Source organism: Chitiniphilus eburneus (genome assembly GCF_005048205.1).
Taxonomy (GTDB): domain Bacteria; phylum Pseudomonadota; class Gammaproteobacteria; order Burkholderiales; family Chitinibacteraceae; genus Chitiniphilus; species Chitiniphilus eburneus.
Genome location: NZ_SUMF01000016.1, coordinates 34322 through 49978 on the forward strand (window position 1 = coordinate 34322; position 15657 = coordinate 49978).

The following is a 15657-nucleotide window of genomic DNA, read 5'->3' on the forward strand; positions in this document are numbered from 1 at the left end:
CGCCCTGGGGCGACGCCGTAGGCAATGTGCGGATGGCCCGCCATTGGGGTTGGCTGGCGCGACATGCACCGCCCCCCCATGGCCATAAGCCGTTCAAACGAACAGGCGGCGATCGTTGTGAGGATTCATCCGCGCCAGATCGGCGACGAACTCACCGAACTCCAGGTCATAGGTGGCCTCCAGCGCACGGGCGCGTTCGGTCAGCCGTTCCCATTGCGGATTATTCAGCGGGCGATTGAAGGCGAACGCCATCACGTTGCCCTTCTGCCGCGCCGGCAGACAGACCACATGGCCATCGAACACACCGCTGAGGCGGTTGCGATAGTCGGCGAAGCGCTTGTCCGAACTCCACAGGTTGATCGCCAGCACCCCATCGTCGGTCAGGCGATCGCGGCAGGCGGTGAGGAAGTCGCTGGAGATCAGCGAGGAAACGATTCCGGTGGACGAATACGCGTCCATCATGATCAGGTCCGTCGAGGCGGGCGGCATTGCGTACACGTGGGCCACGCCGTCGGCGACCAGCACCGACAGGCGCTCGTCGTCGAGCGGCAGATGGAACATGCTGCGCGCCACGTTGACCACCTGGGGGTGCAGTTCCACGCAGGTGATGCGCGTCTGTTTCAGCTTGTGGTACGCCCACTTGGCAATGGAACCGCCACCCAGGCCGATCAGCAGCATTTCGCGTGGCGGTTCGATGAACAGCAGCACGCCAAAGGCGCAGCGGGTATAGGCCAGCACCAGCTCGAGCGGGTCGGATACCCGCATCGCGCTCTGCGTATCGTCCTGGCCGAAATGCAGCTTGCGGATGCCGAATTCCTCGGACACGTCGATCACCAGCTCGTCCACGCCCTGGTGCGTGCGTTTGGAACGAAACAGCATCAGTCCGCTCCGCAGCCGGCCACGTCGTCGGGCCGGTTGGCCAGGATGTTGATGCGGTTCGGCTCGCTGAACGTCTCGCTATCGAACGCCTTGTCGCCGTCCTCGCGCGCCACACCGTCGGCCCGCGCACCGGCAAAATCGTACAGGCTGGTATCGGCCAGATGGGTCGGCACCACGTTCTGCAAAGCGCGGAACATGTTTTCCACGCGACCGGGAAAGCGCTTGTCCCAGTCGGCAATCATGTCGCCGATCACCTGCCGTTGCAGGTTGGGCTGGCTGCCGCACAGGTTGCAGGGAATGATCGGGAACTGCCTGGCCTCGGCGTAGCGCACGATGTCCTTCTCGCGGCAATAGGCCAGCGGCCGGATCACCACATGGCGGCCATCGTCGGAGACCAGCTTGGGCGGCATCGCCTTCAGCTTGCCGCCATGGAACATATTGAGGAACAGCGTTTCCAGGATGTCCTCGCGGTGGTGACCCAGTGCGATCTTGGTCGCCCCCAGCTCGTCGGCCACGCGGTAGAGGATGCCGCGCCGCAGCCGGCTGCACAGGCCACAGGTGGTCTTGCCATCGGGCACCACGCGCTTGACGATGGAATAAGTGTCTTCCTCGACGATGCGGTACTCGACGCCAAGCGATGCCAGGTATTCCGGCAACACGTGCCCGGGGAAGCCCGGCTGCTTCTGGTCGAGGTTCACCGCCACGATCGAGAAATCGATCGGCGCGGAACGCTGCAAGCCCAGCAGGATGTCCAGCATGGTGTAGCTGTCCTTCCCTCCGGACAGACACACCATCACCCGGTCGCCCGGCTCGATCATGTTGAAATCGTTGATCGCATCGCCCACGGCGTGGCGCAGCCACTTGGTGAGCTTGTTGAAATTGAACTGGGCTTTCTTGTCGGCGTCGGACAACGCCGCATGGTCGGTGGTGGTGTTCATAAGCAGGACGGGGCGCCGCGCGCCCCGCCATAGATGATTGAATTGGCGCGGATTTTACCGCAGCAGCGCGCGGCTGTCAGGCGCCGTGCAAAGACTCGGATACCCCGGACAAAAACCAGCGCGGCAACCGTGGCAAGCGCTGCAAAACGTGCCCAGCGGGTGTGGAACGCCGCATGACGCCAGCCCATGGCGAACCTTGGCATTTTCGTTGCCGCACCCAGGCAGCAAACGCCCCCGATGCAGTCGCTCCGGCAAGGGCAAGACGCCTTGCCACGCCTCCGCCAGCAGGATTCCGTGGCAGCGCTACAGCACCACGCTACGCCCACCATCCACTGGCAACACCACGCCGGTGAGGTAAGGCGCTTCCAGCAGGAACAGGATCGCCTGCGCCAGATCCTCCGGCGTACCGGTACGACCCAACGGAATCGACGCTTCGATCCGTTCACGCTCGGCACGGGTGAACACCGCCTCGCTGTCCGGCCACAGATTGGCGCCGGGCGCCACCGCATTCACCCGCACCCGGGGGGCCAGTTCGCGCGCCAGGCCGCGCGTCATCGCCACCAGCCCGGCCTTGGCCACGCTGTACAGCGCCAGCCCCGGGCACGGCCGATCCACATGGATGTCGGCGATGCTGACGATGGAGCCCCCGGTCTCGGCCAGCGCCGGTGCCGCGGCCTGCGCCAGGAACAACGGGGCCTTCAGGTTGGAGCCGATCAGCGCATCCCACGCCGCTTCGGTGAACTGCCCCACCGGCGTCGCAAAGAAAGCCGACGCATTGTTGATCACCGCATCCAGGCGGCCGAATGCCGTCAACGCCGCCGCCACCAGTTCCGGCAGGCGCGCGCAGTGAAGCAGATCGAGCTGGCAGACGGCGGCGCTGCCAGCGCGACGCGCGTTCAACTCGGCCGCCAGGGCCAGCGCGGCGGATTCGCTGCCGCGATAGTGGATCAGCACGCGCCAGCCGCGCGCGTGCAGATAACGCACGATACCGGCACCCACGCGCTGAGCCCCGCCGGTGACCAATGCCACCTTGTCCTTGTGTTCGCTGTTCATTTCGGTCCGCAAGCGCTGCCCGGCTGACCGGCCCGAGGTGGGCCAGCCGCTCATGACGATTTAGAATTGATGTTTTGCACGATTCTCACGCCGCCCATGCTTCCCTCGCAAGACAAGCCACAATTGCCACTGCCCACGCCGGATGCACGTGCGGCCTCCGATGCCCTGATCGCCAAGATCCGCGCCGAGATCGACGCGCATGGCTGGATCAGCTTCGCGGACTACATGCGCATGGCGCTGTACGCCCCCGGCCTGGGTTACTACGCGGGCGGCGCCGCCAAGTTCGGCCAGTCCGGCGACTTCGTCACCGCACCGGGCCTGTCACCGCTGTTCGGCGCCTGCGTCGCCGGCTCGCTGGCGCCGGTGCTCGACGCACTCGATCATGGCGACGTACTGGAATTCGGCGCCGGCACCGGCCATCTCGCCGCCCAGGTGCTGGCCGAACTGGAGCGCCTGGACTGCCTGCCGCGCCGCTATCAGATCGTCGACGTCTCCGCCGAACTCGCCGCGCGCCAGCGCGCCACACTGTCGACCCTGGTACCGCATCTGGTCGATCGGGTGCAATGGCTGGACCGCCTGCCCGAGCAGTTCGTCGGTTGCGTAATCGGCAACGAAGTGCTCGACGCCATCCCGTGCGACCTGGTCTACCGCGACAGCGCGGGCGCGCTCTTCGAGCGCGGCGTAGTCTGGAAGGACGGCTTCAACTGGGAAGACCGCCTGCTCGCGCCCGGTCCGCTCCTGGCGCTGGCGTCCGCGCTGGAACTGCCCGCCGACTATCTCACCGAAATCCAGCCACAGATGCAGGGATTCATCCACAGCGTGGCAACCATGCTGACGCGTGGTGCCATCCTGTTCCTCGACTATGGCTTTCCGTCCGGCGAGTACTACCACGCGCAGCGCAACCGGGGCACGCTGATGGCGCACTATCGCCATCACAGCCTGACCGACCCGTTCTTTCTGCCCGGCCTGAGCGACCTGACCTGCCATGTCGATTTTTCCGCCGTCTACAACGCCGCCGACCAATGCGGCCTTCAACTGGAAGGCTACGTCTCGCAAGCGCAGTACCTGCTGGATGCCGGCCTGCCGGAACGGCTGGCCGCCCTGCCGCCGGCGCAATACCTGTCCGCCGCGTCGGCCACGCACAAACTCACCAGCCCGGCGGAGATGGGCGAACTGTTCAAGGCCATCGCGTTCTCCCGCAACCTCGCCCTGCCCGCGCTGCTGCCGGGCTTTCGCAACGCCGACGATTCGTACCGGCTATAGCGCGCGCCACGCTTGACAGCCTGGCGCAGTCGCTTCAGAATCTCCGGCTCTTATGGCTATGTAGCTCAGTCGGTTAGAGCACAGCACTCATAATGCTGGGGTCACAGGTTCGAGTCCCGTCATAGCCACCAGATGTCCTTCCTAGGGCAACCTGGGAAGTAAAAAAGCCCCCGTCAAGTTTTCTTGCGGGGGCTTTTTTCGTTCTGGAAAACCCCGGTGGCAGTGCTTGCACCGTGGCGTTCGCTGCCGACGCAGGTGTTGTGGAGAGGGGCGTGCCATTCATGCACCCGTCCCCTTCCCCATGCGCTGGGTGCGGCTGGCCCGGTAGTGCTCCAGATCGGCCAGCCGGTAAAACACGCGCCGGCCCTGCTTGAAGTAGGCAATGCCACCGCCCCGGCTGCGCTTGGTATTGAGGGTGGCTTCAGACAGGCCGATCAGGATGGCGGCCTGGGCCGGGGTGAGCCGATCTGGATTGAAGCCCCCCTTCTGCAGCTGATGATTCAGCCGCAGCCGCGCCGCATCTGCCCGGGTGAGCAGGTTGGCCGGATCAGCCAGCAGTGCCTGCAGTTCGGCCCGGCTGTAGCAGAGCCGACGGTGATCGGTACCGCCCAGGACATAGCAGCGTGGCCCGATCCCCAGCTCCCGGCGCTCGATCAGCACCGGCAACGGCCAGCCCAGCACGGCGGCGGCCTCGACCTCCGCCACCAGATCGGTGGGCAAGCCGAGTTCGTTGGAAAGCATGTTCATGTTGGTGTGCTCCGAATGAGACGGGAGCAATGTCCAACAGTCCGGTGTGACGCGCCTGTGGATGGATTTCCGGGCTACGCTATTTCGTGACACTCACACGGCCTTAAGCCATGCCAGCCAAGCGAAAACCCAACCCGAAGACAGACGCCGAACGCTCGGCCGGCCAGCTACCGCAAACGCCTGCTACAGGGCGAAAACGCCCCTTGCACCCGCCTGCAAACCATCATCAGCAAGCAAGCAAAAGCGAGCCTGGAGAGCGCGGCAGCGAAGTACGGTCTATCTATGAGAGAGCTACTTGAAAGCTTGGCGAGAGAGTCGAACGTTGTTGCAGCTCAAGAGCAGCAGAAAAAAAACTTAGAAAATGCTCGACGAGAGCAGGGCAGACAAATCGAGAAAAATTGCATCACTCAAATAGACACTGAACTTCGACACCTAGAAGCCCTTCAGAAGAAGATACCAACAACAGCCAAATATGACATTTCAAGCACACGCAGATTTTGGGCCTACGAATTACAAAAGACACCTTTATCAAAAATAATAAAAAACCCCGAAATTGCAAAAAAGAGCTATTGCATTGAAAATTTATCTTCCACTCTGGATTTTTGAATAAAGAGTTCACCCTCTAGAACCAGACAAACAATAAACAATAAATTTTTATCTATGAAAACACACAGGAATCGCACATGGACAGGCCAATATGGAGAATGCATATAAGCACTCACCACTGCCCTGCATGGATTTGTCCGGAATGCCAAAGTGGCCACGTCACAATGGAACCCAACAGCTTGAAATACGCACAAACCGTCAAGTCCAAAAACCAACAAAAGGAATCTTATTCCGACATTGAATGGATAGAACTTTCATTCATCGCTTGGGGAAAATGCAGCAACGACCTTTGCTCTCAAGAATTTGCTATTGCAGGCATCGGTGGTGTCGAACCTCAATACACCTCTGCGGAAGGAGACTGGGAATACTTCGAATACTTCACCCCCAGAATAATACAGCCCATGCCAAACATTATAAAAATACCGGAGGATTGCCCAGAGGAAATTAGCGCACCCCTCAAAGAGTCCTTTGGGTTATTTCTATATGATCGTGCCTCATGCGCAGCGAGAATAAGAACAACACTAGAAGCCATAATGTCTTATTTAAACATTCCATCATCTCAAGTAAAAGGGGAAAGCACAGAATATTTAAGCCTTCACAAAAGAATAGAAATTTACTCAAAAAGCGAACCAAACATCGGCAGTCACCTGATGGCACTAAAGTGGCTAGGAAACACAGGAAGTCATGAAAACACCGTCAAAAAAACAGACATTCTAGATGCTTTTGAAATACTAGAGCACTGCATCGAAGAAATAGTAGGCAACCGCTCAGAAAGAATAAAAAAGCTTGCAGAGAAAATTAGAAATTCACATTCAAAAAGATCAACATAATGATAGAAAATAAAGACACAAACCCGTCAAAGATAATTTACAAATATTTCGGCATTGAACGTATATCATTTTTTTCAGAAAAAATGATCCGGTATACTCAACCCGGCGATTTAAACGATCCATTTGAATGCAATCCAAATATTACAACCCTATCCTCCACAGCAGAAAGACATGAATTTGTAAATCTAGAACTACCCTCCATAATTCAATCCGAGTATTTCCGATTAACACCCGAGCAAAAAGCAAAAATCAGCCTTAAAGATTTTACTGAAATTCTTAACAAGAAAATCACTGAGAGTCATTTAGCAAATATTGAGAATCAACTAACACCAGATTTAAAAAGAATTGCATACGACACATTTAGTAGAAAAATTGGTGTTTTATGTTTATCAGAAGCAAAAAATAGTTTGTTAATGTGGGCTCACTACGCCCAAAATCACAAGGGATTTGTTGTAGGTCTAGATACTGAACACCCTCACTTCCATCAAAAGAAAAATGAGACTGATGAGTTTCGTCATCTCCGAAAGGTATTGTATTCTTCGGAAAGGCCAAGCAAATCTCTAAAGAGTACATCGCCGGAAGACATGCTTCTTACCAAAAGTTCAGACTGGAGCTATGAAAAAGAATGGCGAATATTCAGAGCTTTATCCGAATCGGAACAAAAAATTGTTCAACCAAATTTTGATATACATTTATTTTCCATACAACCAGAATGTATTGCGGAGGTACTTATCGGAGCCAGAGCAACAGCCGATACAATACAAAGCATAAAAAACGTTATACGCTCAGATTCAAGTTTAAATCACGTATCAGTTAAACAAGCATTTCTTCACGATCAGAAATTTGAGCTTGAATTCGCGACATTGGCACCATCATAGGAATATGTCAGCCACAAGGAATAAGGACACTCTAATTGACAGCGATAGCAATTTGGCAAAGCACCTTAAGAGATAATAGCTCCATTCTTTATGCTGCGGGAGACAGCTTAATAAGCAACGGAACGTCACATCTCATCGGGGATGCATCAAAGATATTTCCATTGCAAGTGACTTGTAGAATCCCTAACAAGGATGGGGTTTTTTCTTTAGTAAGCTCAAATCATGTTTACGGATATGCTTTTGCAGGAAGTACTTTACTTGGGCAAAATTCGTACCTATCCCTAACTCCGCTTCTTAGCAATTTGTATTCACTTCAAGATTTCACTCCATCTCTTGAAAACATATCGCTGTACGTATTAGATTTTTTACGCACCATCTACGACGACGCCAAAATACGTGGCCCATCTACAGCGTTTGAAGTTGCACTTTTTGGTTATTGCCCGATAAGCCAAAAAATGGAAATCTACCATTTTAAGCCTATACGTACTGAATTAGATGGTAGTGAAATACAAAGAAATACATACCGACATCTAAAACATGGTGATTACGTTTATCTTGGCAGTAATAAAAATGAGTTTGAAGATGCACTTAGCATCGCCCGCCAAGGGCCTACCGCCCCCGGGTTTCCAATGACAAATGCACCGCGATACGTAATCGAACGATTTATTAACGAGAAATCCTTCCCTCAAATTGGTGGCGGCCTTCAACTTTGGTCGATTGATCCAACAGGAATCTTCCCATACACTTTAAGTAGGCCAATAAACCCTGGCTCGCCGGCAGCAAAATTTACGTATCTCGGACACGTTTTGGGCGATTCACTTCAGAACCTTGGCCCAGCTTGGATAGGTATGCGGGGAATGGCATAGAAAACCCAAACCCGAGGAAAATGCTCTGCAAAATAGCTGCAGTGGTATTATCCCCCCCCCCCGATTTGACGTTCGACTTACAAGCATATGCTTTTTATTTTTGAGGGTCTGAGAACGGACTGGGCTCTCGACTTTTCATGGGGCTACGAATATTTTCGGGACCATGCCGACCACTTTGGCCCCATCGGGACCAGCTTGCAAACCCAGCATTTATGCGGCTGGGACCACTGGGACCAGCGGGACCGCCCAAAACTGTGGGGCTGAAGGGTTACGCGAGGACACAAGAGAAAGCGGTATTAAAGTACTCCTCAAATACCGGAGGTACGCCATTCGTTGTCTATTACTTCAAATCAGCCGAATCAACATATCGGGATTTCTGTAAATAGCTTTAGCAAGCTGCCAACCATTGCATCATCTTTCTACATTCAGAAATGTATTCCACTTTATGAATATAAGCTGCCCTAGCGCCATTTCGCTCCTGATGACTCATTTGCCGTTCAATCGCGTCTTTACTCAAATTCCCGGAGTCATTTAATGCACTGCATGCCATAGTTCGAAAGCCGTGGCCGCATATCTCGGTTTTGGTGTCGTATCTCAATCAACGCAATACCGCATCCACCGTGTTTTGCAATTGGCTTTTTAGGATCATGAGCACTGGCAAATACCAGATCGAACGTCCCGGTGAGTTGGTGGATCACCTGCAGCGCTTCCTCGGCCCCTACTTCGAAAGCGGAAGGCTGGGGACATGCACTTTCCCTTCCAGGCTCACGGATGTGCTCACGGCCAGGGCAGCAAGGCATGGACCTCTTCCACGCCCTCACCATCGGCCCAGCGATGCTCGCGGATCACTTTGGAAGCAGGCAAGGGAGCATCCCTTCGCGCTGCTGCTTGCACCTCGTTGTTGGTACCTACAAGGCACGTCGAACGAATTGTTGGTACATTTGTTGGTACATTTTGTTTATCAAATCCGACAAACCTAACAAAATAGCGGATTACAGCGAGATTTCAGGTTCCCGTCATACATACGATTTCCCAGGGAAACTTGGGAATTCAAAACCCCGGAGCACTGCTTCGGGGCTTTTTGTTTTCCGGCGCCGCCGCCCTTCCGCCTCACCGATCCGACGATATCCGGCCGCCAGGCAAAGATTCTTTGCATCGGCCTTGTTCCGTGCATAGGGTTTCCAGACCGGACCCCGTCGAGGTACCCACCATGCTCGTGCTGCACCAACACCCACTGTCGTCTTACTGCTGGAAAGCGCTGATCGCACTGTATGAGAAAGACCTGCCGTTCGAAGCGCGGCGGGTCGATCTGGGCAATCCGGACGTCAGGGCCGCATTTGCCCGGCTGTGGCCCAGTGCGAAGATTCCGTTGCTTCAGGATGGCGATCGCGTGGTGCCCGAAACCTCGATCATGATCGAATACCTGGACCTGCATTTTCCGGAGTCACCCCGATTGTTGCCGGAGGCGGCCGAGGCCCGGTTGCAGGTACGGTTGTGGGACCGGCTGTTCGACCAGTATGTAATGACGCCGATGCAGCGTTTCATCGCACAGCGCCTGCGGCCGGACGCAGCGCGCGATCCACTTGCCAGCGAAGCGGCGCTCGACGATCTGTTGAAGGCGTATGAACTGATCGAATCGCGCCTGGGTGGCGATACCTGGGCCGTGGGCGAAACCTTCACCCTGGCGGATTGCGCGGCGGCGCCGGCCTTGTTCTATGCCTTCATCGTGCAGCCGCCGCCCGCAACGCATCGCGTGCTCCATGAGTATTTCGAGCGGCTGATGGCGCGGGCGTCGATGCAACGGGTACTGCGCGAAGCGCAGCCCTGGTTCCGTTACTTTCCGCTCAACGACAGGATTCCCGCGCGGTTCCTCGATCCGCTGAACGGGGGCGGTACGGCTCCCGCCTGAAATGCGCGTTGCCGGATCAGCGGTTCCGTATGCCGGCCAGCGCCACCGCAGCGTGCTGAACAATCACCGTCGCGACGCGTGTTCCCCGCCCGCGTCGCCTCAGTCCTCGTTCAGCGCCTCGAACCGCATCGCGAGATGATCGACCAGCGCCCGCACCGAGGGCAGCAGGCCGCGCCGCGACGGGAAGACAACGTGGATGATCTCCCGCTTCGGTGCCCACTCCGACAGCAGCTTCACCAGTTCGCCACGCGCCAGTTGATCGCGCACCATCATCTCCGGTAGCTGGATCACCCCGACACCGGCAACAGCGGCGGTACGCAGCGCCAGCATATCGGTGGTCACCAGCCGCGGTACATGATGCACCTCCGCCTGCGCGCCACCGGGCCCGAACAGTCGCCAGACGTGGGTTTGCTGCGGGCTGCCCAGTGCCAGGCTGGGCCAGTCGTTCAGGTCGGCCGGTGCCTGCGGCGTGCCACAAGTGGCCAGCAGCGCCGGATTCGCCACCAGGCACTGGCCACGGTCGGCCAGGACACGCAGCACCAGATCGCTGTCGGCCAGCGGCGGCGGGCGCACCCGGATGGCAAGATCGATGCCTTCGCCGATCGGGTCCACGCGACGGTTGGTGGCATCGAGATGCAGCGTCACCCCGGGGTGCAGCGCCATGAAGTCCGCCAGCATCGGGCCGACGTGCGCCTGGAGCAGCGCCACCGGGCAGCTCATGCGCACCACGCCGCTGGGCTGCGCCCGGTTGCGGTCGATCAGCGTTTGCGCCGCCTCCGCCTCGACCAGCATCGCCTTGCAGTGCTCGTAGTAGCTCTGGCCGATCTCGGTCACCGAAAAATGCCGCGTGGAACGGTGGATCAACCGCACCCCCAGCCGTTCTTCCAGCGCGGCGATGCGCCGGCTGAGTTTGGATTTCGGCTCGCCCAGCGCGCGCCCCGCCGGGGCGAAGCCGCCGTGCTCCACCACCTGCACGTAGTAGTAAAGGTCGTTCAGGTCCTGCATCACCATCGTTCACAAAATGGAACACTGATGGTCGATTTTACTCACTACACGTGATTTCGTTCCACTCATAAGCTGTCTTCAACGGCGGCCAACCCGGCCGCCACATCAGGAGATCGCCATGAAAAAAGTCCTCGGTGTTTACAGCGCCCCGCGTGGGCACTGGGTGGGCGACGGCTTTCCGGTGCGCTCGCTGTTCTCCTACCAAAGCCACGGCAAGCAACTCAGTCCGTTCCTGCTGCTGGATCGCGCCGGCCCGGCCGAATTCACGCCGACCGAACATCTGCGCGGCGTCGGCCAGCATCCGCATCGCGGCTTCGAAACCGTGACCATCGTCTACCAGGGCGAAGTGGCCCACCGCGATTCCACCGGACGCGGCGGCGTGATCGGCCCGGGCGATGTGCAATGGATGACCGCTGGCGGCGGCATCCTGCACGAGGAATTTCATTCGGAGGCATTCGCCCGGCGCGGCGGCACGCTCGACATGGTGCAGCTCTGGGTCAACCTGCCGGCGCGGGACAAGATGACCGAGCCGGGCTATCAGGCGATCCGTGATGCCGAAATCCCGCGTATCGCGCTGCTGGACGACGCCGGCGCGGTGCGGGTGATCGCCGGCGAATTCGCCGGCCACGCCGGCCCGGCCCGCACCTTTTCGCCAATGCACGTATGGGACCTGCAACTGCGCGGCGGCGCGCTCAGCGAGTGGACCGTGCCCACGGGCTGGAACACCTCGCTGGTGGTGCTCAAGGGTACGGTCGAGATCAACGGCGCCACCCTCGCCCGCGAGGCACAACTGGTGGTGTTCGATCCAGCCGAGCGCGTTTTCACCCTGGAGGCCGCCGGCGACGCCAGCGTGCTGCTGCTGAGTGGCGAGCCGATCGACGAGCCCATCGTCGGCTACGGCCCTTTCGTGATGAACGATGAGGCGCAGATCGCCCAGGCCATCGATGACTTCAACAGCGGCCGCTTCGGCCGGATGGACCACTGAACCGGCGGCGCCCGCCCCACCCGGCGGGCGCGCCGGCCCCACCTGTCCCCACCCGGGACTCATTACAAGGAGCATCACCATGAACCTTCCCAACACCATCGCCAACTTCAACGGCGCCAGACCGGTGATCGACCCCGACGACGCGGTCATGTTGCTGATCGACCACCAGAGCGGCCTGTTCCAGACGGTGAAGGACATGCCAATGACGGAACTGCGCGCCAACGTCACCACGCTGGCCAAGGTGGCGACACTGGCCCGGATTCCGGTCATCACCACCGCCTCGGTGCCGCAAGGCCCGAACGGCCCGCTGATCCCGGAAGTGCATCGCTACGCGTCGCATGCGCAATACGTGGCGCGCAAGGGCGAGATCAATGCCTGGGACAACCCGGATTTCGTCGCGGCGGTGAAAGCCACCGGACGCAATACCCTGATCGTTGCCGGCACCATCACCAGCGTGTGCATGGCATTTCCCAGCATCAGCGCGGTATACGATGGCTACAAGGTGTTCGCGGTGATCGATGCTTCGGGCACCTATTCGAAGATGGCGCAGGAAATCACGCTGGCACGCGTGGTCCAGGCGGGCGTGGTACCGATCGACACAGCCGGCGTCTGCTCCGAGGTGCAGAAGACCTGGAACCGCGAGGACGCGCTGCAATGGGCCGAAGCCTATAGCGCCGTGTTCCCGCCATACCAGTTGCTGATCGAAAGCTATGCCAAGGCCCAGGAAGTGGCGATCAACCACGAAACGCTGGATTCGGCCCGCTGAGTCAGTCCGCTTCATGAAAGGGCGCCCACGCGGCGCCCTTTTGCCGTGCCGCCGCCATCCACCCGCCCGGCTTGGTATCGCCGGAATCAAGGTCTAGCCTGCGTTTATCGCCAACGACACGGAGAAACCATCATGGGCTGGATCATTGCGATTCTGGTCGGCGCGCTGATCGGCTGGCTCGCCAGCAAGATCATGGGCACCGATTCGCAACAAGGCGCCATCGCCAACATCCTGGTGGGGATCGTGGGCTCGGCGCTGGGTAGCTGGCTGTTCGGCACCGTGCTGGGCATCGGCTCGGCGGGCGCGGCCGGTGGCTTTTCGCTGGCGGGGCTGACCTTTGGCGTGCTGGGCGCGGTGGTGCTGATCTTCATCCTGAAGCTGCTGGGTATCTTCAAATAGGCCGTCGACGACGGCCGATGGAAGGCAATGCCGTCGGCGCGCGACGCCTGGCGTCATGCTGTCCGCCCGTGGCGCTTTCAAAGCCGGCCGCGCGTTGTTACCATTGCGCGTTTGAAACTCGGGCGGACCACCATGCATAAGTGCTTGTTTTCGCTAATGCTTGTCGCCAGCGCGACCGCATATGCGCAACGTCTGCTGCCGCCGCAAGGCCAGCTTGGCGAACTGAAGGCCTACAGCCCCGCCGCGGTGAAGATCGACAACAAGCAATACACGGCCGCGCCGGGCCTGCGCATCTACAGCACCCAGAACACGCTGGTGATGCCGGGGGCCGTGCCGCTGAAGGTGCAGGTCTGGTATCAGCTCGAATCCAGTACCGGTTTCATCTGGCGCATCTGGGTACTCGATGCGGCCGAGTATGAGTTGCTGAAATCCCGCGCCAAGCCCACGCCGACCCCGCGCCCCACCCCGACGCCTACCCCAACGAACTGAACAGAATTCCGAAACACCTCATGAGCAAGAAAGTATTCATCAAGACCTTCGGCTGCCAGATGAACGAGTATGACTCGGACAAGATGGTGGACCTGCTGAACGCCACCGAAGGCCTGACCAAGACCGACAATCCCGAAGACGCCGACGTCATCCTGTTCAACACCTGTTCGGTGCGCGAAAAGGCGCAGGAAAAGGTGTTTTCCGACCTGGGCCGCGTACGCGAGCTGAAGCTGAAGAACCCCGGGCTCGTCATCGGCGTGGGGGGATGCGTCGCCAGCCAGGAAGGCGCCGAGATCGTGAAGCGCGCGCCGTATGTGGATGTAGTGTTCGGTCCGCAAACGCTGCACCGCCTGCCCGACCTGATCGCCAGAAAGCGCGAAACCGGTACCGCGCAGGTGGATATTTCGTTCCCCGAGATCGAGAAATTCGACCATCTGCCGCCGGCACGGGTCGAAGGCGCGTCCGCCTTTGTCTCGATCATGGAAGGCTGTTCCAAGTTCTGTAGCTTCTGCATCGTGCCCTACACCCGTGGCCAGGAAGTAAGCCGGCCGTTCGAGGACGTGCTGGCCGAAGTGGCCGATCTGGCGCAACAGGGCGTGAAGGAAGTGACGCTGCTGGGACAGAACGTGAACGCCTATCGCGGCAGGATGCTGGACGGCGACGAGCAGGACATCGCCGACTTTGCGATGCTGCTGGAATACGTGCACGAGATTCCCGGCATCGAGCGCATCCGCTATACCACCAGCCACCCTAAGGAAGTGACGCAGCGCCTGATCGACTGCTATCGCACGCTGCCCAAGCTGGTGTCGCACCTGCACCTGCCGGTGCAGGCCGGGTCGGATCGCGTGCTGGTGGCGATGAAGCGCGGCTACACCACGCTGGAATACAAGAGCCTGGTGCGCAAGCTGCGCGAGGCACGGCCGGATATCTGCCTGTCGTCGGACTTCATCGTGGGCTTTCCCGGCGAAACCGAGGACGATTTCGAGCGCACCATGAAGCTGATCGACGACTTGCGCTTCGATGCCAGCTTCAGCTTCATCTACAGCATGCGGCCCGGCACCCCGGCCGCCGATCTGCCGGACGACGTGCCGCAGGACCTGAAGACCCGCCGCCTGATGCGCCTGCAAGCGCGCATCGAGGAACTGGCACAACAGGTGAACCGCGACATGGTCGGCACCGTGCAGCGGGTACTGGTCGAAGGCCATGCGCGCAAGAACGCGCAGGAGCTGGCCGGCCGCACCGATAACAACCGCATCGTCAATTTCGAAGGTCCGGCCCGGTTGATCAACCAGTTCGCCGAAGTGTTGATCACCGAAGCGCTGCCGCACAGCCTGCGTGGCCGGATCGTCACCCGCGAAACCGTCGCGGCCTGAAAACCGCCATCCAAAGGATCCTCATGGCTAATAAAGGCTACTCCCCCAACACCGTGGCGCCGCTGAGCGAAGCCGAGCTGGACGAACTGGCGGCGTTTCTCGAATCGGATGCCACGCCGGACGAATGCATGGATCTTTCCATGCTGCACGGTTTTCTGACCGCCCTGCTGATCGCCCCCGAAGAACCCTCGCCCGAGGCCTGGCTGCCGCAGGTATGGGGCGACGGCAGCGAGCGCCCGCGCTTCGAATCCGCCCAGCAGCAGACGCACATCGAAGACCTGGTGCTGCGCCTGTACAACCAGTTGGCCGACGAACTCGGTGCGGAGCCGCCCACCTACACGCCCATGGTCTACGTGGACGAGGACAGCGGCACCGATATCGCGCAGCAATGGTGCTACGGCTTCATGCTCGGCACCTCGCTCGACCCCGATAGCTGGCAGCCACTGCTGGAAGACGACGACGGCATCGAGCTGATCGGCCCGATCCTGGACTGCGCCGACGAGGAATCGCGCGCCGACCTGGAGGCCGAAGGCGAGAACCTCGCCCAGTTCGAGCACCAACTGGCCGCCGCATTGCCGGAACTGGTGCCCGCCATCCGTGACTACTGGCGCGCCCGCGCCACCCAGTCCGCCCCCGCCGCGCGCCCCGCGCGGCCTGGCCGCAGGCACTGA

At 59.2% G+C, this 15657-nt stretch carries 17 protein-coding genes and 1 tRNA gene; 13 read left to right on the forward strand and 5 right to left on the reverse strand.

The window, feature by feature from the left end; genetic code table 11:
• Window positions 1-93 precede the first annotated feature (93 nt).
• From FAZ21_RS13395 to FAZ21_RS13405, 3 genes are all read right to left on the reverse strand, one after another.
• Complete coding sequence (locus FAZ21_RS13395; RefSeq protein WP_136773947.1) at window positions 94-879, reverse strand: fused MFS/spermidine synthase; 786 nt, start codon at window positions 877-879, stop codon at window positions 94-96.
• A complete protein-coding gene (gene ttcA / locus FAZ21_RS13400) occupies window positions 879-1817 on the reverse strand; it encodes a tRNA 2-thiocytidine(32) synthetase TtcA (RefSeq protein ID WP_136773948.1) in 939 nt (312 codons plus the stop codon). Before ttcA ends, FAZ21_RS13395 begins: the two co-directional genes overlap by 1 nt.
• A 303-nt stretch (window positions 1818-2120) precedes the next feature.
• Window positions 2121-2870, reverse strand: coding sequence for a pteridine reductase (locus tag FAZ21_RS13405; protein ID WP_136773949.1), 750 nt, complete (start codon window positions 2868-2870; stop codon window positions 2121-2123).
• Between the two features lie 96 nt (window positions 2871-2966).
• Here FAZ21_RS13405 and FAZ21_RS13410 point away from each other — a divergent pair, with 96 nt between their 5' ends.
• Both FAZ21_RS13410 and FAZ21_RS13415 read left to right on the forward strand, forming a co-directional pair.
• On the forward strand, window positions 2967-4133 hold the full coding sequence (locus tag FAZ21_RS13410; RefSeq protein ID WP_136773950.1) for a class I SAM-dependent methyltransferase: 1167 nt from the start codon (window positions 2967-2969) through the stop codon (window positions 4131-4133).
• Between the two features lie 54 nt (window positions 4134-4187).
• Window positions 4188-4264, forward strand: a tRNA-Met gene (locus FAZ21_RS13415).
• A gap of 148 nt (window positions 4265-4412) precedes the next feature.
• On the opposite strand, the gene FAZ21_RS20600 is transcribed toward FAZ21_RS13415, so the two are convergent.
• Entirely contained in the window at window positions 4413-4880 is a 468-nt protein-coding gene (locus tag FAZ21_RS20600; protein WP_211243460.1) for a helix-turn-helix domain-containing protein, read from the reverse strand.
• Window positions 4881-5162: 282 nt separating this feature from the next.
• On the opposite strand from FAZ21_RS20600, the gene FAZ21_RS13425 reads away from it, so the two are divergent.
• The 5 genes from FAZ21_RS13425 to FAZ21_RS13450 all read left to right on the forward strand — a co-directional run bounded on the left by FAZ21_RS13425 (window position 5163) and on the right by FAZ21_RS13450 (window position 9969).
• The gene (locus FAZ21_RS13425) at window positions 5163-5486 is read left to right on the forward strand and encodes a hypothetical protein (RefSeq protein ID WP_136773951.1); all 324 of its coding nucleotides are present in this window, start codon (window positions 5163-5165) and stop codon (window positions 5484-5486) included.
• A 77-nt stretch (window positions 5487-5563) separates the two neighbouring features.
• Window positions 5564-6316 carry a DUF8608 domain-containing protein gene (locus FAZ21_RS13430; RefSeq protein WP_136773952.1) on the forward strand — a complete coding sequence of 251 codons (753 nt, stop codon included), beginning with the start codon at window positions 5564-5566 and terminating at the stop codon, window positions 6314-6316.
• Window positions 6316-7194, forward strand: coding sequence for a DUF2971 domain-containing protein (locus tag FAZ21_RS13435; protein WP_136773953.1), 879 nt, complete (start codon window positions 6316-6318; stop codon window positions 7192-7194). Before FAZ21_RS13430 ends, FAZ21_RS13435 begins: the two co-directional genes overlap by 1 nt.
• A 35-nt stretch (window positions 7195-7229) precedes the next feature.
• Window positions 7230-8060 (forward strand): hypothetical protein, encoded by an 831-nt coding sequence (locus tag FAZ21_RS13440; RefSeq protein ID WP_136773954.1) that lies wholly within the window; start codon window positions 7230-7232, stop codon window positions 8058-8060.
• Window positions 8061-9270: 1210 nt separating this feature from the next.
• Complete coding sequence (locus FAZ21_RS13450) at window positions 9271-9969, forward strand: glutathione S-transferase family protein (RefSeq protein WP_136773955.1); 699 nt, start codon at window positions 9271-9273, stop codon at window positions 9967-9969.
• 99 nt (window positions 9970-10068) lie between these two features.
• Here FAZ21_RS13450 and FAZ21_RS13455 read toward each other — a convergent pair whose 3' ends face one another.
• Window positions 10069-10974: a LysR family transcriptional regulator gene (locus FAZ21_RS13455; RefSeq protein WP_136773956.1), complete on the reverse strand. Its 906-nt coding sequence runs from the start codon at window positions 10972-10974 to the stop codon at window positions 10069-10071.
• Window positions 10975-11092: 118 nt separating this feature from the next.
• Here FAZ21_RS13455 and FAZ21_RS13460 point away from each other — a divergent pair, with 118 nt between their 5' ends.
• The 6 genes from FAZ21_RS13460 (at window position 11093) to FAZ21_RS13485 (ending at window position 15657) form a co-directional block, all read left to right on the forward strand.
• Window positions 11093-11959 (forward strand): pirin family protein, encoded by an 867-nt coding sequence (locus FAZ21_RS13460; RefSeq protein ID WP_136773957.1) that lies wholly within the window; start codon window positions 11093-11095, stop codon window positions 11957-11959.
• A 79-nt stretch (window positions 11960-12038) separates the two neighbouring features.
• Entirely contained in the window at window positions 12039-12725 is a 687-nt protein-coding gene (locus FAZ21_RS13465) for an isochorismatase family protein (protein WP_136773958.1), read from the forward strand.
• Window positions 12726-12857: 132 nt separating this feature from the next.
• Window positions 12858-13124, forward strand: a complete 267-nt coding sequence (locus FAZ21_RS13470; protein ID WP_136773959.1) for a GlsB/YeaQ/YmgE family stress response membrane protein — start codon at window positions 12858-12860, stop codon at window positions 13122-13124.
• A gap of 156 nt (window positions 13125-13280) precedes the next feature.
• Window positions 13281-13613 (forward strand): hypothetical protein, encoded by a 333-nt coding sequence (locus FAZ21_RS13475; RefSeq protein WP_136773960.1) that lies wholly within the window; start codon window positions 13281-13283, stop codon window positions 13611-13613.
• A gap of 20 nt (window positions 13614-13633) precedes the next feature.
• Window positions 13634-14986 (forward strand): tRNA (N6-isopentenyl adenosine(37)-C2)-methylthiotransferase MiaB, encoded by a 1353-nt coding sequence (gene miaB, locus FAZ21_RS13480; RefSeq protein WP_136773961.1) that lies wholly within the window; start codon window positions 13634-13636, stop codon window positions 14984-14986.
• 23 nt (window positions 14987-15009) lie between these two features.
• Window positions 15010-15657, forward strand: a complete 648-nt coding sequence (locus FAZ21_RS13485; protein WP_136773962.1) for a UPF0149 family protein — start codon at window positions 15010-15012, stop codon at window positions 15655-15657.